We start from the raw sequence: 17,105 nt of genomic DNA on the forward strand, positions 1-17,105 counted from the left end.
GTGGGCGTACGCCGGCATGTATGAGAGTGATGCAGCCAGGGCCGCAACATACGACGCTTGGCTGCATCACTACAATCATCACCGACCCCATACCGGGATCGGTGGTCTCACACCGTCAGATCGTGTTCACAACCTCACGAGGAACTACAGCTAGCGCTTCGCCGCGCGCGTGGTGCGGGCCGTGGCCTCGGCCGCCCAGGGGTCCTCGGGCCAGGGATGCTTCGGGTATCGGCCGCGCATCTCGCGGCGCACCTGCTGGTACGGCCCGTTCCAGAACGACGACAGGTCGTCGGTGACGGCGAGCGGCCTGCGGGCGGGGGAGAGCAGGTGGAAGAGGATCGGCACGCGCCCCCGGGCGATCCTCGGAGTCTCGGCGAGGCCGAACACCTCCTGCAGCTTCACCGCGACGACGGGCGCAGCCGTCGGATCCGCCGTCGCATCGGGGTAGTCGATGCGCGCGCTCGATCCCGACGGCACCGTCAGCCGCTCCGGCGCGAGCTCGTCGAACCGCGCCGCCTCCGGCCACGGCAGCAGGCGCCGCAGCGCTGCGGCCGTATCGATGCCGCGCAGCGACCCATCCGGCCGCAGCCGGGCGAGATCGGGCCCGAGCCACACATCGAGGCGCTCCGTCAGCGACTCGTCGTCCATCGCGGGCCACGGTTCGCCGAACTCCCGGTGCAGCAGCGCGAGGCGGGATCGCAGGGAGTTCGCCCTCTCCGACCAGTCGAGCGCCGAGAGCCCGCGCTCGCGCAGATGCGCGGCGAGGGCGGGGCCGACGTCCTCAGGCGTCGCCGCGACGGGCGCCGAGGAGAGCAGGATCGCGCCGATCCTGCGCTCCTCCCGCACCCGTACCCGGCCGGCCTCGACGCGCGCCGCCCGGTCGCTCGTGAGGAGCGGGCCCCCGAGCAGGAGCGCGTCGTCGACGTCGAGGTGGGCGGCGAGGCGGATCACCGCGCCGGTGCCGTCTGCTGAGCGGCCGGAGGCGCGCTGCACCTCGCGCACCGCGATCCACTCGCTGCCGATGAGGCCGCTGCCCTCGGGCAGGGCCGCGCGCGTGCCGCTCGCGAACAGGTAGCTGCGGGAGTGCTCGCCGGTGCGGCGGGCGATCCACTCGGGCCTCGAGAGGGCCACGACGGCACCCGGAGCGGAGGCGGCGGCGCGGTGGGTCGCCGCTCCGGTAGCCGCCCCGGCCATCTCAGCGCGGGCGATCCCCGCGAGCCTGCGAGCCTCGCGGCGCCAGCGGTCCGCGCCCGGGGCGCGCCCTGAATGCAGCTCGCGCAGCAGGCTCGCGAGGTCGGCGCCGGACTCCCGATGATCGTCGGAGATCGCGGCCACGATCCCGCCCACCAGCTCGACGTCGCCGAGCTGCTGCGCGCCTGCCAGCAGCGCCCGCGCCTCGCGAGCCCCGACGGGGAGCCGTGCGACCCGCTCGCCGAGCGACGTGATGCGCCCCGACCCGTCCACCAGCTCGAGCGAACGCAGCACCTCGACCGCGACCTCCATCGAGACCGCCGGCGGCGGCGTGGGCAGCGCGAGACCCGCCCCGCCGGGCGTGCCCCAGGCCGCGAGCAGCAGCGCCGCATCAGTGAGGTCGGCGGAGGCGATCTCGGGCGCCGCGGTCGCGGGCATGCGCGCGAAGTCGGTCGGCGAATAGACGCGCACGGCGCGGCCCGGACCCTGCCTGGCTGCGCGCCCCGCCCGTTGCTCCGCGCTCGCGCGCGAAGCGCTCACCGTCACGAGCCCCGTCATGTCGCGCCCGCGATCGCGGCGCACCTCCCGCGACAGCCCGGAATCGATGACCAGCCGCACCCCGGGCACCGTCAGCGAGCTCTCGGCGAGCGAGGTGCTCACCACGATGCGGGGCGGATCGCCGCTCCCTCGGCCGCGCACCGCGCGATCCTGCTCGCGGGCGGGGATCCTGCCGTGCAGCGGCAGCACGTCGATTCGCGGAGGCGACTGCCGATCCCGCGGCGCCCCCCGATCCGCACCGGGTCCCCGCGATCCCGGTCCGTCGCCCGCTCGACCGAACGAGCCGGCCACGCCTGCTCTGGTTCTTGCCCCGGATCCCGCGCCGTCGCGCAGCAGGCGCACCACCTCGTCGACCTCGCGTGCGCCCGGCACGAACACGAGCGCGTCGCAGCCCTCGTCGGCCCGGGCGGTCGCGGCGACATCCGCGAGGTGGGCGAGATACGCCCGCGTGACCCCGCGCTCGTCGAGCCGAGCCCCGTCGAAGGGCGCGTAGCCGACGCGCAGAGGATGGAGCGGAGAGGGCACCTCGACGATCGGCGCGGGATCTCGCGCGCCGTCGCCGAGCAGCGCCGCGATACCGGCCGCGTCGAGCGTCGCCGACATGGCGACCAGCACGAGGTCGTCTCTCAGCGCGCGCACCTCGGCGAGCAGGCCCAACAGCAGGTCGCCGTCGACGGAGCGCTCGTGCACCTCGTCGAGGATCACCGCGTCGACGCCGTCGAGCTCAGGGTCGGCGACGAGGCGCCGCAGCAGCACCCCGGGCGTCAGCACCTCGAGCCTCGTATCCGGGCCCACGCGGCGCTCACCGCGCACGGTGAAACCGACCGGTCCACCGACCCCGGCGCGGGTGCCGTTCGTGTCGCGCGTGTCGTTCACGCCGTTCGCATCGCGCGGTTCGCCGCCGTCGGCACCGTCGAGTTCGGCGATGCGCCTCGCCGCCGCGCGCACCGCGACGCGACGCGGCTGCGTGAGCAGCACCCTGCCCCCACCCCGCTGCGCTGCGAGATTCGCGACGAGCGGCGGCACGAAGGTGGTCTTGCCGGTGCCTGGCGGGGCTGTGATGACGCACGCCCCGCTGAGCGCGGCCCGCTCGATCTCGTCGCGCGCCGCGGCGACGGGCAGCCCTGCACCGATGCGGTCGAGGTCGAAGCGGTGCATGCGTCCAGCCTAGAGGCGGTGGACGCGCGGGCTCGGGTCGGGCCTGTCCGGGCGCGCGGGGAGGGGTGTTGGCCGGCGGCGGGGCCCAGAGCGCTCGCGAGTGGTCGAAAAGCGCGCCGTGTCGCGAGAACCCGCGCACCTTTCGACCACTCGCGCTGTTGCGGCGGGGTTCAGACGGGTTAAGGGAGAACGCGACCGGCGCCCGCCGGGGCGCCGTGCGACAGTCGGCGCCGGCGTGTCAAGGGCGCGCGAAACCCGGTCGCCCGATGGTAGCGTCAGCCCCAGTTCGATCGATCGCCAGTTAACGAGCAGCACGAGGAGGTCTCTATGAGCACCGACACCCCGCAGGGCGAGCAGACGGAGCGGGTCGAGTCCCAGGGCTCCGAGACCGTCGAGACCGTGGCCACCATCATGGTCGAGGTCAGGGACACCGCGGGCGCCGCGGCATCGCGCGAGCAAGTCGAGCAGATGATCCGGTCCCGCCTCGATCGGGCAGGCATCGAACTCCCCGATTCCGAGGTCGCCGACCTGGCCGTGCAACTCGTGGAGGGCGACGAGCCGGCCCAGGCCTGACGGGGCGCGGTGGCCCCAGTATCGGCCGGGAGCTGCTGCTGGGCGGGGATCCGGGACCGCAGCCGTGGTTCGCCCCGGCCTGGTGCGCGGGCGCCGCGGTGGTCGGCGCCGCCGTGATCGCCTCGCGCTTCCCGCGCCGCTGAGAAACCCCGGCCCCCGATTCGGCGAACGGCTTTCGGCATGCTCCGAGACTCGCGTCGCTAGGGTGGAACCCATGGCGAAAGCAGAGGGCGAGGAGCGCGCGAGCTCCATCGCGAGCGGGTGGACGGTGCACGCCGACCCCGTCGAGACGACGTCCGATCCCGACCCCGCCGACCGGCCCGCGGAGATCGCGGACGGACCGGCCGATCCGGTTGATCTGACCGACCCCGCCGGGGATTCGGCGGGCCAGCGCGGGCTCCCCGCCCCGACCGAGCAGCTGTCGAACGCCGCGCTCGTGCTGCTCGGCGTGTTCGGAGGCCTCTACCTGCTCTACGCGTGGATCTGGCTCAGCTGGGCGCAGTTCTACGCCGGGCAGAACGCGTTAGTGGCCGAATCGAGCGGCTCGCTCGGCGCCGTGCTGCAGCAGGTGGTCTTCTGGGCAGCGCCGCTCGCGCCGATCCTGTGGTTCTTCTCGGCCCTCGTGCTGTGCCGCCGAGCGGGGATGCGGCGGCTCGCTCTCTGGATCGTGATCGGCGCCGTCGTGCTGCTGCCCCTGCCCATCTTCAGCGGAGGAGGAGCCTGATGGCCCGGCGCATCATCGCGTGGACGGCCGGCGCGCTGCTCGTCGCTCTCTACGCCTACACGGTCATCGCGGCGATCGGCAACGTCGTGCTGCTGCCGCAGATGGCGTCGTCGATGGGCCTCGGCATCACGGGTGCGGGCTGGTTCTGGCTCGCCTTCGGCGTCGCCCTGCCGGTGCTCATACTCGCGCTCGCCCTGCTGATCGGACGTGGCCGCACGGCGGGGCCGCGGCTGCTCGTGGTCGCGGCGGGGCTGTGCCTCGTGGCGGCCGTGCAGCTCGAGGTGCTGCACCTCGTGCCGCAGTCGAGCTTCTTCGGGTAGAGCGGGCCGCGCCCCGGGGGCGGATGTGGGGCGCCGACTGCGGTGCTCGCGATGGCTTCGGCGCGGCGGTGAGCGGGATCCGCGCGCGGCAGGGCCCGGCGCCCTCGCCGAGTGGCCGCGCCGAGTGCCCTCGCCGAGTGCAGGATGACGCGAGATGACGCCGGAGGAAGAACGTCCGCGGGCGCTCCTTGCGCAGCAGGATAGGATGGAGACCCGGTTCCGCGTGTCGGGCCGGAAATCTCCTGCCGCTGACCCGAAGGATCCGCTTGATGTCTGCGCCGGTCGTGCTGATCGCCGAACAACTGTCTCCCGCCACCATCGCCGCGCTCGGCCCCGACTTCGAGGTGGTGCACGTCGACGGCACCGACCGCGACGCGCTGCGATCCGCCCTCGCCACCGCCGACGCGGTGCTCGTGCGCTCGGCCACGCAGATCGATGCGGAGGCCCTCGGCTGGGCCCCCAAGCTCAAGGTCATCGCCCGCGCGGGCGTCGGCCTCGACAACGTCGACATCAAGGCGGCCACGCAGGCCGGCGTCATGGTGGTCAACGCCCCCACCTCCAACATCATCAGCGCGGCGGAGCTCACGGTCGCCCACATCCTCGGCCTCGCACGCCACCTGCCTCGCGCGCACGGTTCGCTCTCGGCGGGCGAGTGGAAGCGGTCGTCGTTCACCGGCACCGAGCTCTACGAGAAGACCATCGGCATCGTCGGCCTCGGCCGCATCGGCGCCCTCGTCGCCGAGCGCCTGCGCGGCTTCGGCGTCGAGCTCGTCGCCTACGACCCCTACGTGACGGCGGCCCGCGCCCAGCAGCTCGGCGTGCAGCTCGTCACACTCGACGAGTTGGTCGAGCGAGTCGACTTCCTGACCATCCACATGCCCCGCACCCCCGAGACGCTCGGCATGATCGGCGCCGAGCAGTTGCGCGCCATGAAGAAGACCGCCTACGTGGTGAACGTCGCCCGCGGCGGCCTCATCGACGAGGCCGCCCTCGCCGAGGCGCTCGCGGGCGGCGAGATCGCCGGCGCGGCGCTCGACGTCTTCATGCAGGAGCCCCCGGCCGACACCTCGCTCACCGGCCTGCCGAACGTGAACGTCACGCCGCACCTCGGCGCCTCGACCGAGGAGGCCCAGGAGAAGGCCGGCGTCTCGGTCGCGAAGTCGGTGCGCCTCGCCCTCGCGGGCGACCTCGTGCCCGACGCGGTCAACGTCGCCGGCGGAGTCATCGACGAGTACGTGCGCCCCGGCCTGCCCCTCACCGAGAAGCTCGGCCAGGTCTTCGCCGGCCTCGCGGGCAGCGCGATCGCGTCGCTCGACATCGAGGTGCACGGCGAGCTCTCCGAGCACAAGGTCGACGCCCTGCGCCTCGCGGCCCTCAAGGGCATCTTCTCGAAGATCGTGAGCGAGCCCGTCTCGTACGTCAACGCGCCGCTGCTCGCCGAGCAGCGCGACGTCGAGGTGCGCTTCACGGTCGACTCCGACTCGGAGAGCTACCGCAACGTGATCACGATCCGCGGCTCCCTGACCGACGGCACGCAGATGTCGGTCTCGGGCACGCTCACCGGCCCGAAGCAGATCGAGAAGATCGTCGGCATCAACGGCTACGACCTCGAGCTGCCGCTCTCCGACCACCTCATCGTGTTCAGCTACGTCGACCGTCCCGGCATCGTGGCGACCTACGGCGGCATCCTCGGCGAGGCGGGAGTGAACATCGCCGGCCTGCAGATCGCGCGCGACGAGAAGAAGGGCACCGCGCTGTCGGTGCTCTCGGTCGACGCCCCCGTCGACGAATCGCTCATCGGCGCGCTGCGCGGCGCGATCGGCGCCGAGACGCTCAGCACGATCAGCGTCGACGCGCAGTAGCCGGCGATCCGAGGTCGGCGATTCGAAGTCGGCGCCGGCCCGGCAGCCGGTGCCTGCGAAGCGGAGGCCCCTGTCCCTGCTCCCACGGAGCAGAGACAGGGGCCTCCGCGTTGTGCGGCACGTCCGCATTGCAGATGGTGGATGTTCGTCGGCTCCAGCGTGCTCTGAGCTGGGCTGGGCTGGGCTGGGCGTGGGGTTGCCGATGCGCGTCTGTCCCGCCCGCACCCAACCGCACCGATCGAGGTTCAAGCACCTCGATTCGGCCTGTTTCGGTGTCTGGGCGTCGATCGGTGCGCTTGGAGGGCGGGGCGGGGTGGGGCAGGGCGGGGTGCGGGCGGGTCGGCCGAGGTGGGCCGGCGAGGCCCGGCGGAGCTGGGCTGGGCCGGCGAAGGACCGCGTCGAGAAACCGGGTGACGCGCCCCGGGGATCGGCGTAGAGTCGGGGCATGAGCACGGACGACGGCCTCGCCGAACTCGATTTCACGGTGTTCGGCTTCATCTCCCGACCGCCCGCCGAGGTGTACGAGGCGGTGGCGGATCCCGCGATCCTGAGCCGCTACTTCACCACCGGGGGTGCGGTCGGCCGCATCGAGCCCGGCGCGACGGTGCAGTGGGACTTCGCCGACTTCCCCGGCGCGTTCCCGGTCGAGATCCTCGACGCCGCACCGTCCGCGCGCATCCTGCTGCGGTGGGCCGGCGACGCGTCGGCCACGCTCGACCCGCGCGGCACCGAGGTGGAGTTCGTGTTCCGCGCGGTCGACGGGGGAGCGCGCACGGAGGTGCGGATCACGGAGCGGGCGTGGCACCCGACACCGGGCGGCGCGGTGGGGGCCTTCGGCAACTGCATGGGCTGGACGGGCATGCTCGCCGCGATGAAGGCCTGGCTCGAGCACGGGATCAACCTGCGCGACGGCTTCTACCGGTAGGCGGCGATCGGCATCCGTGTGCGCGTGACGCCTCGGAGCCGGCCATCGCAGCGACCGCGGCGGCTCCATCGGCGCTGAAGCCACTGGGCGAGCCGAAGCCGCCGACCGAGCCGAAGCCGCCGACCGAGCCGAAGCCACAGGCCGAGCCGAAGCCGCCGGTCTCCCCGAAACGCGCGCGTTCGGAGAGCGCACGGGCGATCCCGAGCCTTTTCGAAGCCCCGGTGATACTCTGGTGGGGTGGGCACACGCCCACCATCAATGAAGAACCGAGCACGTCGGTCGGCGGGCTGGTCTTCGGTGGTGGATCCCTCTCCGCGCGACGAGGGTGATCTTCTACTGAACATCAGCACCCGGGCCTGTGCAGCTGTCGCTCGCAGCGTCTCGAGCTGCCGCCGCGTGCTCTCGCAAGTGAATGGAGAACCCGTGGAGGGTCCTGAGATCAAGTTCGCCGAGGCCGTGCTCGACAACGGCAAGTTCGGCAAGCGCACCATCCGTTTCGAGGCCGGCCGCCTCGCGCAGCAGGCGCAGGGCGCCGTCGCCGCATACCTCGACGAGGAGACCATGCTCCTCTCGGCCACCAGCGCGTCGAAGCACCCGAAGGATCACTTCGACTTCTTCCCGCTGACCGTCGACGTCGAAGAGCGCTCGTACGCCGCGGGCAAGATCCCCGGCTCGTTCTTCCGCCGCGAGGGCCGCCCCTCGACCGAGGCGATCCTCGTCTGCCGCCTCATCGACCGCCCGCTGCGCCCGTCGTTCGTCGACGGCCTCCGCAACGAGGTGCAGATCGTCGTCACCGTGCTGTCGATCGCGCCGGGCGAGTTCTACGACGCGCTCGCGATCAACGCCGCCTCGGCGTCGACCCAGATCTCGGGCCTGCCCTTCTCGGGCCCGATCGCGGGTGTGCGCCTCGCGCTCATCGGCGACCAGTGGGTCGCGTTCCCCAACGAGGAGCAGCTGAAGGAGGCCGTGTTCGACCTCATGGTCGCCGGCCGCGTCGTCACGAAGGCCGATGGCAGCGAGGACGTCGCCATCATGATGGTCGAGGCCGAGGCCACCGAGGGATCCTGGAACCTGATCCAGGCCGGCGCCACGAAGCCCGACGAGGCCGTCGTTGCCCAGGGTCTCGAGGCCGCCAAGCCCTTCCTCACCCAGCTGGTGAAGGCGCAGGAGCAGCTCGCCGCCCAGTCGGCGAAGGAGGTGCAGGAGTACCCCGTGTTCCTGCCCTACACCGATGAGCTCTACGCCGCCGTCGAGGCGCTCGCCGAGAGCGAGCTGGCCGGCATCTACCAGGTCGCCGACAAGCAGGAGCGCCAGGACGCCGACGACGCGCTGAAGAGCCGCGTCAAGGAGGCCGTCGCGGCCAAGATCGAGGCCGGCGAGCTGCCCGCCGAGGTCGAGGGCCAGGTCTCGGCCGCCTACAAGGCGGTCACCAAGAAGATCGTGCGCGGCCGCATCCTCTCCGAGGGCGCCCGCATCGACGGCCGCGGCCTGCGCGACATCCGCGCGCTCGACGCCGAGGTGCAGGTGATCCCGCGCGTGCACGGCTCGGCGATCTTCCAGCGCGGCGAGACCCAGATCCTGGGCGTCTCCACGCTGAACATGCTGAAGATGGAGCAGCAGATCGACTCGCTGTCGCCCACCACCAGCAAGCGCTACATGCACCACTACAACTTCCCGCCCTACTCGACCGGCGAGACCGGTCGCGTGGGCAGCCCGAAGCGCCGCGAGATCGGCCACGGCTTCCTGGCCGAGCGCGCGCTCGTGCCGGTGCTGCCGAGCCGCGAGGAGTTCCCCTACGCGATCCGCCAGGTCAGCGAGGCGCTCGGCTCGAACGGCTCGACCTCGATGGGCTCCGTCTGCGCCTCGACGCTGTCGCTGCTCAACGCGGGCGTGCCGCTGCGCGCCCCCGTCGCGGGCATCGCGATGGGCCTCGTCTCCGACGAGGTTGACGGCGAGACCCGCTACGCGACCCTCACCGACATCCTGGGCGCCGAGGACGCGCTGGGCGACATGGACTTCAAGGTGGCCGGCACCTCGGAGTTCGTGACCGCGCTGCAGCTCGACACCAAGCTCGACGGCATCCCGAGCGACGTGCTCGCCGGTGCGCTGTCGCAGGCGAAGGAGGCGCGCACCACGATCCTCGACGTGATCTCGCAGGCGATCGACACCCCCGACGAGATGGCGCCCACCGCGCCTCGCGTCATCTCGGTGCAGATCCCCGTCGACAAGATCGGCGAGCTCATCGGCCCCAAGGGCAAGACGATCAACGGCATCCAGGATCAGACCGGCGCCGACATCTCGATCGACGACGACGGCACCGTGTACATCGGCGCGGTCGACGGCCCCTCGGCCGAGGCCGCCCGCGCGCAGGTCAACGCGATCGCCAACCCGCAGAACCCCGAGGTGGGCGAGCAGTACCTGGGCACCGTCGTGAAGAACGCCGCGTTCGGCGCGTTCGTGTCGCTGCTGCCCGGCAAGGACGGCCTGCTGCACATCAGCGAGGTGCGCAAGCTCGCCGGCGGCAAGCGTGTCGAGAGCGTGGACGACGTGCTCTCGATCGGTCAGAAGATCCTCGTGAAGATCACGAAGGTCGACGACCGCGGCAAGCTGTCGCTCGAGCCCGTGCTCGAGGAGCAGGCCGAGGAGGCCCCCGCGGCCGAGGCCGCAGCCGAGTAACTCCGGCCGATCCGCCTCGAGAAGCGCCCGTCGCACCCTCCCAGGGGGCGGCGGGCGCTTCCGCATCTGCGCGGCGATAGGGTTGTGGGATGCGCGAACCCATCCTGCTGCCGCTCGATCAGCCAGAGCTCGAGACAGATCTCGCCGGGGGCGTCGTGCGCCGCACCGTGCACCCGAGCGGTCTGCGCGTGCTCACCGAGCGCATGCCGAGCACCCGCAGCGCCTCGATCGGGTTCTGGGTGGGGGTCGGATCGCGCGACGAGCAGGCCGAGCGCGACGACGCACCGGGAAGTCTCGGATCCACGCACTTCCTCGAGCACCTGCTGTTCAAGGGCACGCCCACGCGCGACGCCTACTCGATCGCCACGAGCTTCGACCGCATCGGCGCCGAGCACAACGCGCTCACCGCCAAGGAGTACACCTGCTACTACGCGAAGGTGCGCGACGCCGACCTCGACGGGGCGGTGACGGTGCTCGCCGACATGGTGACCAACTCGGTGCTCGACGCCGACGAGTTCGAGATGGAGCGGGGAGTGATCCTCGAGGAGCTCGCCATGGCCGCCGATGACCTCGCGGACGTCGCCAATGAACGCTTCTTCGAGGCCGTGATGGGGGAGCACCCCCTGGGCCGGCCCATCGGCGGCCTCCCGGAGACGATCCGCGCGGCGCGGCGCGACGACGTCGACCTGCACTACCGGCACCGGTACGACCCGAGCACACTCGTGATCACCGCCGCGGGCGCCGTGGACCACGATCGGCTGGTCGAGCGCGTGCTCGAGGCGCTGAACCTTTCTCCCGAGGAGCGCTGGCACACCGACCGCTCGGCGGCGCCCGTGCGCCGGGCACCGGTGGAGCCGGCGACCCCGTCGCCTTCGGCGGGCCCGGGCGCGGGCGTCGCGGGCGGCGGGGAGCCCAGCGTGCACATCACGGCCCGCCCGAGCGAGCAGATCAATCTGCTGATCGGCACCGAGGGGCTGCGCGCGAACGACCCGCGCCGCTTCGCGTTCGGGGTGATGAACTCGGTGCTCGGCGGCGGCATGTCGAGCCGGCTCTTCCAGGAGATCCGCGAGAAGCGCGGCCTCGCGTACACGGCCTACTCGTTCGGCGCCAGCTACAGCGACGCGGGGCTCTTCGGCATGTACGCCGGGTGCGCGCCCGAGAAGGCGGCCGAGGTGGTCGAGCTCAGCCGGCTCGAGCTGCAGCGCATGGCCGAGAGCGGCATCACCGAGGAGGAGCGCGATCGGGCGCTCGGGCAGATCGCGGGGTCGTCGGCGCTCGCGCTCGAGGACAGCGACACCCGGATGGGACGTCTCGCCCGCGCGGAGCTCGGCAGCGGCGAGCTCTACGACCTCGACGCTTCGCTGGAGCGCTTCACCGCGGTCACGGGCGACGAGATCCGGGCCATCGCGGCGGAGCTCGCGGCGCGCCCGCTCACCATCGTGGCGGTGGGCGACACCGCCCGGTCGACGCTCGCCGCGAGCGAGTAGCCTAGAACCATGTCTGTGAGCGTTGCGGTGGCGGGGGCCACCGGTCGTCTGGGGTCCCTCGTATGCCAGGTGGTCGAGGAGCACCCCGATTTCGAGCTGGTCGCACGGCTCGACAGCGGCTCCGGCCCCGAGGAGGGCGCTGAGGCGCGGATCCTCGTCGACGTCAGCCACCCCGACGCCTCACCGGCCATCGTGGCTCGCGCGCTCGAGCGCGGCCAGCGCGTGATCGTGGGCACGAGCGGCTGGTCGGCGGATCGCCTCGCCGAGCTCGAGGATCGCCTCGCCGGCCTGCCCGGTTCGGGGGCGATCGTGGTGCCCAACTTCTCGCTCGGCTCGGTGCTCGGTACGACGCTCGCGCGCATCGCGGCCCCCTACTTCGACGCGATCGAGGTGGTCGAGGCGCACCACCCGAAGAAGGTCGATTCGCCCTCGGGCACGGCGGTGCGCACGGCGGAGCTGATGGCTGAGGCCCGGGACGGCCGCGAGGTCGAGGCGCCGTTCGCTGAGCAGCCCGCGCGCGGCCAGCTCGTCGCCGGCATCCCGGTGCACAGTCTGCGGCTCGCGGGTGTGGTGGCGAAGCAGGAGGTGCGCTTCGGCGGCCCCGGCGAGGTGCTCACCGTCACGCACGACACCCACTCGAACGAGGCCTACCGGGTCGGCATCCGCGCCGCGCTCGAGGCCGCGGACGCCGCTCGCGGGCTCACGGTGGGGCTCGACCGGGTGCTCGGGATCGCCGTGCCCGGAGACGGCGCGTGAGCGCGCGCGCGAGGTCGGTCCTCGGCGTCGCGATCATGAGCGCGCTGCTCGTGCTCTACTTCGTGTTCGCCGGCATCCGCGCGGTCGCGCTGCTCGCCTCGCGCGAGCCGATCCCGGTGATCATGGGGGCGGCGATGCTGATCCTGCCGCTGCTCGGCGTTTGGGCGCTGGTGCGCGAGCTGCAGTTCGGCCGCAGCGCGACCCGGCTCGCCGATCGGCTCGCGGCCGAGGGCCGCATGCCCGAGGAGCCCGTCGCCACGCACCCCTCCGGTCGGCCCGTGCGGGAGGACGCCGACGCCGCGTTCCCGCGCTACCGCGCCGAGGCCGAGGCCGATCCCGAGTCGTGGCAGGCCTGGATGCGGCTCGGCATCGTGTACGACGCCTGCGGTGACCGACGGCGCGCAAGAGGGGCGATCCGACAAGCGATCTCGCTCGAACGCGACGAAATTCGTGGGGCATCGGCCCAGAGTTAGGGAAATCCGAAGTTCGGGCCTACAATCGTCGGCGGACGGCAGCAGGACGGGGCCCGGATGACCCCGCGATCATCCTGCCGCCGAATGCGCGAACACGCTCCGGTGCGTGGGAAAGCAACGGTGAAGAAGATATGGCCAAGTACGACCTCACGGCCGCCGACCCGGCGACGCGAACCCTGGACTCGGTGACGGGGATCAGCAAGAAGGGGCTTCCTTCGGGGACCGTTGGGGTGCTCGGCGCCCTCGTCATCGGACTCTCGACCTGCGCCCCGGCCTACACGCTGACCTCGGCGGTCGGCCCGGCGGCGAGCGAGGTCGGCTACCAGACCCCCGCCATCTTCCTCATGGGCTTCATCCCGATGCTGCTCGTCGCGCTCGGCTACCGCGCCCTCAACTCGGCGATGCCCGACTCGGGAACGTCGTTCACCTGGGCGACCCGCGCCTTCGGCCCGTGGATCGGCTGGATGGCGGGCTGGGGCCTCATCGCCGCGACCGTGCTCGTGCTCTCGAACCTCGCGGGCATCGCGGTCGAGTTCCTCTTCCAATCGATCAGCATCCTCGTCGGCGACCCCTCGATCGCCGAGATCGCGGGCAACCGCTTCATCAACATCCTCGTCTGCCTCGGCTTCATGGCCATCGCGACCTTCATCTCCTACCGGGGCATGACCTCGACCAAGGTGTTCCAGTACATCACGGTCGCGTTCCAGATGATCGTGCTCGTCTGGTTCATCATCGCGATGTTCGTCGGCGCCGCCGATCCGGCCAACACCGAGGGCAGCCTGCCCGAGCTGTCGTGGTTCAACCCGCTCGAGGTCGACGGCTTCAGCGCCTTCGCCGCGGGCATCGCGGTCTCGATCTTCGTGTACTGGGGCTGGGACACGGTGCTCACCATGGGCGAGGAGACCAAGCCCTCGAAGGGTCGTCTCTCGACCGAGAGCAAGGCCGCGATGATCCTCGTCGTGATCCTCGTGGTGCTCTACGTCGGCACCGCCGCCGCGACCGTGGCCTACGCCGGTCTCGGCGACGGCCCCACCGGTCTCGGCAATCCCGACATCGCCGAGAACGTGTTCGCGGCGCTCGCCCACCCGGTGATGGGACCCGTCGCGATCCTGCTCTCGCTCGCGATCCTCGTCAGCGCCATGGCGTCGATCAACTCGACCGCCATCTCGCCCGCGCGCACGCTGCTCGCCATGTCGCACTACCGCGCCCTGCCCGCCTCGATCAAGCGCATCCACCCCAAGTACAAGTCGCCCTACGTGGCTCTGCTCTGGTCGTCGATCGTGGCCTCCGCGTTCTACGCGGTGATGCGCTTCATCAGCGAGGACGTGCTGTGGGACACCATCACGGCGCTCGGCATGATGGTCTGCTTCTACTACGGCATCACCGCGCTCGCGAGCCCCTGGTACTTCCGCAAGACCGCGGTCAAGGAGGGCGCGGGCTCCGTGATCTCGAAGATCGTGCTGCCGGGCATCGGCGGCGTGCTGCTGCTGATCGTGTTCGTGCAGACCACGATCGACAGCATGGACCCGGGCTTCGGATCGGGCAGCAACATCGGCGGCATCGGTCTCGTCGGCATCATCGGCGTGGTGGTGCTCGGCCTCGGCGTCGTGCTCATGCTGCTGCAGGCGCGCGTCTCGCCCGAGTTCTTCAAGGGTCGCGTGCTCGCGAAGGCCGATGCGAGCAACGACACGTCGGCGCTGCAGCTCTTCGACGACGGTCTCGACGGCTAGCGCCGCGGTCAGCACCGGGCCTCGGACGACGAGCGGGCGGATCGGCTGAGCGCCGGTCCGCCCGCTCGTCATCGGAGGGGTACCCGGCGGTTTCGCAGACTCCCACTCGTTAGGATGCTCACTGGAGCCGCAGGGGAGGGGGTGGGGCCGGGATGAGGAAACAGACGGACCGCTCGCTGGCCGCGGCAGCGTTCTACTTCGCCGGGGGCCTGTTCCCGCTGCTCAACGCCACAGTGTTCAAGCTCGTGGACGGGCCGCGCTACGATCTGCTGCTGATCGCGACGCTCTGCTTCGGCTGCTCGTTCGGCATCCTCCTCGCGGGCGAGCGCTTTTCGAAGGCGGCCGCGGGCGCGGTGATGTGCCTGCCGCTCATCACGGTGGTGCCGAACGTGCTGCTCTCTTCGCACGAGCTGCGCGTCTTCTCGTCGGGGTTCTTCTTCTTCCCGTACTTCATCTTCCTGGTGTGGTTCCTGCCGACCTGGTTCGCGCGCCTGCTCGGCTACAGCTGGCTCGCGCTGTTCTGCATGATCGTGGTGCTCAGGTACGGCACGGATCCGCTCTCGGGACTGCTGATGCTCGTCGTGAGCGGCGCCGTCCTCGGCGAGCTGGTGGGCCGCTTCAAGCAGCGGATCGAGCGCGAGGCAGTCACCGATCCGCTGTGCCGCGTCTGGAACCGCCGCGGCTTCGAGTCCCTGCTGTCGAAGGCCGTCGCGACGGCCGAGCGCAATGAGCGTCCGCTCGCACTCGTCTATCTGGATCTCGACGATTTCAAAGCGATCAACGACGGCCGCGGCCACATCGTCGGCGACCAGACGCTTCGGGATTTCGCGCGCGAGGTCGATCTGCAGATCCGCACCGAAGACGTGTTCGCGCGGTTCGGGGGTGACGAGTTCGCGCTGCTGCTCATCGACAGCGACGCGGAGCAGGCGCTCGAGACCGCTGAGCGACTGCGTCGCGAGATCCCGGATCCCGCCTGGTCGTTCGGCATCTCCGAGTGGCAGCCGGGCGAGAAGCCGAGGGATTTCATATCGCGAGCCGACCTGCGCATGTTCGATGACAAGCAGCGCCGCAAGAAGGCCGCGGTAGACTCTGTACCGTGAGTGCGAACGCGATCCCCACCCCCTACGAAGACCTGCTGCGCGAGGTGCATGAGCACGGCACTCCCAAGAGCGACCGCACCGGCACGGGCACCCGCAGCCTCTTCGGGCGGCAGATCCGCTTCGACCTCGCCGATTCGTTCCCGCTGATCACCACGAAGCGCGTGCACTTCAAGTCGGTGGCGGTCGAACTGCTGTGGTTCCTGCGCGGCGAGGGCAACATCGACTTCCTCAAGCAGCACGGGGTGACCATCTGGGACGAGTGGGCCGACGAGAACGGCGACCTCGGCCCCGTCTACGGCGTGCAGTGGCGCTCGTGGCCCGCTCCGGGCGGCGAGCACATCGACCAGATCTCGCGGGTGATCGAGCAGCTGCGCGACAACCCCGACTCGCGACGCCTCATCGTGTCGGCCTGGAACGTCGCCGACATCGACGAGATGGCGCTCGCCCCCTGCCACGCGTTCTTCCAGTTCTATGTGGCCGACGGCAGGCTCTCGTGCCAGCTCTACCAGCGCTCGGCCGACATGTTCCTCGGCGTGCCCTTCAACATCGCGAGTTACGCCCTGCTCACCCTCATGGTGGCGCAGCAGACGGGGCTCGAGCCGGGCGAGTTCGTGTGGACCGGCGGCGACTGCCACATCTACGACAACCACGTCGAGCAGGTCGAGCGCCAGCTGGCGCGCGATCCGTTCCCGTACCCGACCATCGAGATCCGCAAGGCCGACTCGATCCTCGACTACACTCTCGACGACTTCGAGGTGGTCGGCTACGAGCACCATCCCGGCATCAAGGCCCCGGTGGCGGTCTGAGCCGTGACGCGCGCGGATGAGCTGCGGCCCGAGCTGACCGCGGGCGTCGGGGAGGGGATCGGCATGATCTGGGCCGAGGCGCGGGGCGGCGCCATCGGCCGCGGCGGCACGATGCCCTGGCACCTGCCCGAGGATCTCGCGCACTTCAAGACCACCACGTGGGGGGCGCCCGTCATCATGGGTCGCCGCACCTGGGAGTCGCTGCCCGAGCGCTTCCGGCCGCTGCCCGGCCGCGAGAACGTGGTCGTCACGCGCTCGGCGGGCTTCGAAGCGCCCGGCGCGGCGGCGGTGCCGTCGATCGAGGAGGCGCTCGAGCGCACGCGCGGCAGCGTGCGCGACGAGTACGAGACGCACCTGCGTCGGCTGGCCGAGGATCCCGGCACGAGCTGCCAGGATCCGGGCGCCTGGCCGCCCAGGGCGGCATGGATCATGGGCGGCGGCCGGCTGTATCGCGCCGCGATGCCGTTCGCCGACGAGCTGGTGGTGACGAGGATCGAGCTCGACGTGCCCGACGCCGACACGTTCGCGCCTCAGATCGGGCCCGAGTGGCGGCTCGCCGAGCAGGGCGGCCCCCTCGTCTCGACGACGGGGCTCGGCTACCGGTTCGAGCGCTGGCTGCGCCGCTGAGAGCGGCGATCGCGGGCGGAAGCGGCGGCGGCGAACCCGACTGCGGCGGCGCCCCCGGAACCGGCGGTCTCGCTGAAACCGCCGGGTTCGGCGGGGCGGGGCGCAGACTGCGGGGCCCGGGTCAGCAGAGTCCGGTAGC

The 17,105-nt window shown here is 71.4% G+C and carries 15 protein-coding genes; 14 read left to right on the forward strand and 1 reads right to left on the reverse strand.

Annotation, left to right across the window (positions count from 1 at the left end):
* Positions 1–154: integrase core domain-containing protein (locus H490_RS31435; protein ID WP_152424150.1), on the forward strand; the 154-nt coding region annotated here is incomplete at its 5' end.
* Here the strand turns inward: H490_RS31435 and H490_RS17425 are convergent.
* Entirely contained in the window at positions 151–2,907 is a 2,757-nt protein-coding gene (locus tag H490_RS17425) for an ATP-dependent RNA helicase (RefSeq protein WP_017882671.1), read from the reverse strand. The two genes, H490_RS31435 and H490_RS17425, sit on opposite strands and share 4 nt — an antisense overlap.
* 327 nt (positions 2,908–3,234) lie before the next feature.
* Here H490_RS17425 and H490_RS17430 point away from each other — a divergent pair, with 327 nt between their 5' ends.
* From H490_RS17430 to H490_RS17490, 13 genes are all read left to right on the forward strand, one after another.
* A complete protein-coding gene (locus tag H490_RS17430; protein ID WP_017882672.1) occupies positions 3,235–3,480 on the forward strand; it encodes a hypothetical protein in 246 nt (81 codons plus the stop codon).
* A 214-nt stretch (positions 3,481–3,694) separates the two neighbouring features.
* A complete protein-coding gene (locus H490_RS17435) occupies positions 3,695–4,204 on the forward strand; it encodes a hypothetical protein (protein WP_017882673.1) in 510 nt (169 codons plus the stop codon).
* The gene (locus H490_RS17440; protein ID WP_017882674.1) at positions 4,204–4,524 is read left to right on the forward strand and encodes a hypothetical protein; all 321 of its coding nucleotides are present in this window, start codon (positions 4,204–4,206) and stop codon (positions 4,522–4,524) included. Before H490_RS17435 ends, H490_RS17440 begins: the two co-directional genes overlap by 1 nt.
* 269 nt (positions 4,525–4,793) lie before the next feature.
* Entirely contained in the window at positions 4,794–6,386 is a 1,593-nt protein-coding gene (gene serA, locus H490_RS17445; protein WP_017882675.1) for a phosphoglycerate dehydrogenase, read from the forward strand.
* Positions 6,387–6,831: 445 nt separating this feature from the next.
* The gene (locus tag H490_RS17450) at positions 6,832–7,311 is read left to right on the forward strand and encodes an SRPBCC domain-containing protein (protein ID WP_017882676.1); all 480 of its coding nucleotides are present in this window, start codon (positions 6,832–6,834) and stop codon (positions 7,309–7,311) included.
* Between the two features lie 423 nt (positions 7,312–7,734).
* Positions 7,735–9,987, forward strand: coding sequence for a polyribonucleotide nucleotidyltransferase (locus H490_RS17455; protein ID WP_017882677.1), 2,253 nt, complete (start codon positions 7,735–7,737; stop codon positions 9,985–9,987).
* An 89-nt stretch (positions 9,988–10,076) separates the two neighbouring features.
* The gene (locus H490_RS17460) at positions 10,077–11,474 is read left to right on the forward strand and encodes a M16 family metallopeptidase (RefSeq protein ID WP_017882678.1); all 1,398 of its coding nucleotides are present in this window, start codon (positions 10,077–10,079) and stop codon (positions 11,472–11,474) included.
* 9 nt (positions 11,475–11,483) lie between these two features.
* Positions 11,484–12,230, forward strand: a complete 747-nt coding sequence (gene dapB, locus H490_RS17465) for a 4-hydroxy-tetrahydrodipicolinate reductase (RefSeq protein WP_031289506.1) — start codon at positions 11,484–11,486, stop codon at positions 12,228–12,230.
* Positions 12,227–12,703 carry a hypothetical protein gene (locus H490_RS17470; protein WP_017882680.1) on the forward strand — a complete coding sequence of 159 codons (477 nt, stop codon included), beginning with the start codon at positions 12,227–12,229 and terminating at the stop codon, positions 12,701–12,703. Before dapB ends, H490_RS17470 begins: the two co-directional genes overlap by 4 nt.
* Positions 12,704–12,834: 131 nt before the next feature.
* Positions 12,835–14,433, forward strand: coding sequence for an APC family permease (locus H490_RS17475; RefSeq protein ID WP_017882681.1), 1,599 nt, complete (start codon positions 12,835–12,837; stop codon positions 14,431–14,433).
* A 152-nt stretch (positions 14,434–14,585) separates the two neighbouring features.
* Positions 14,586–15,533, forward strand: a complete 948-nt coding sequence (locus H490_RS30895) for a GGDEF domain-containing protein (RefSeq protein ID WP_017882682.1) — start codon at positions 14,586–14,588, stop codon at positions 15,531–15,533.
* Positions 15,530–16,339, forward strand: coding sequence for a thymidylate synthase (locus tag H490_RS17485; RefSeq protein ID WP_017882683.1), 810 nt, complete (start codon positions 15,530–15,532; stop codon positions 16,337–16,339). The genes H490_RS30895 and H490_RS17485 overlap by 4 nt, the downstream gene beginning before the upstream one ends.
* A 3-nt stretch (positions 16,340–16,342) precedes the next feature.
* Positions 16,343–16,966, forward strand: coding sequence for a dihydrofolate reductase (locus H490_RS17490; RefSeq protein WP_017882684.1), 624 nt, complete (start codon positions 16,343–16,345; stop codon positions 16,964–16,966).
* The last annotated feature ends 139 nt before the right edge of the window (positions 16,967–17,105 follow it).

Origin of the sequence: Leucobacter sp. UCD-THU (assembly GCF_000349545.1) — a bacterium.
Lineage (GTDB): Bacteria > Actinomycetota > Actinomycetes > Actinomycetales > Microbacteriaceae > Leucobacter > Leucobacter muris.

Excerpts from the sequence above, each read along its gene's own strand:
- H490_RS17425 (WP_017882671.1), bottom strand. The coding sequence starts at position 2,907 with ATGCACCGCTTCGACCTCGACCGCATCGGTGCAGGGCTGCCCGTCGCC.
- H490_RS17430 (WP_017882672.1), top strand. The coding sequence starts at position 3,235 with ATGAGCACCGACACCCCGCAGGGCGAGCAGACGGAGCGGGTCGAGTCC.
- H490_RS17435 (WP_017882673.1), top strand. The coding sequence starts at position 3,695 with ATGGCGAAAGCAGAGGGCGAGGAGCGCGCGAGCTCCATCGCGAGCGGG.
- H490_RS17440 (WP_017882674.1), top strand. The coding sequence starts at position 4,204 with ATGGCCCGGCGCATCATCGCGTGGACGGCCGGCGCGCTGCTCGTCGCT.
- serA (WP_017882675.1), top strand. The coding sequence starts at position 4,794 with ATGTCTGCGCCGGTCGTGCTGATCGCCGAACAACTGTCTCCCGCCACC.
- H490_RS17450 (WP_017882676.1), top strand. The coding sequence starts at position 6,832 with ATGAGCACGGACGACGGCCTCGCCGAACTCGATTTCACGGTGTTCGGC.
- H490_RS17460 (WP_017882678.1), top strand. The coding sequence starts at position 10,077 with ATGCGCGAACCCATCCTGCTGCCGCTCGATCAGCCAGAGCTCGAGACA.
- dapB (WP_031289506.1), top strand. The coding sequence starts at position 11,484 with ATGTCTGTGAGCGTTGCGGTGGCGGGGGCCACCGGTCGTCTGGGGTCC.
- H490_RS17475 (WP_017882681.1), top strand. The coding sequence starts at position 12,835 with ATGGCCAAGTACGACCTCACGGCCGCCGACCCGGCGACGCGAACCCTG.
- H490_RS30895 (WP_017882682.1), top strand. The coding sequence starts at position 14,586 with ATGAGGAAACAGACGGACCGCTCGCTGGCCGCGGCAGCGTTCTACTTC.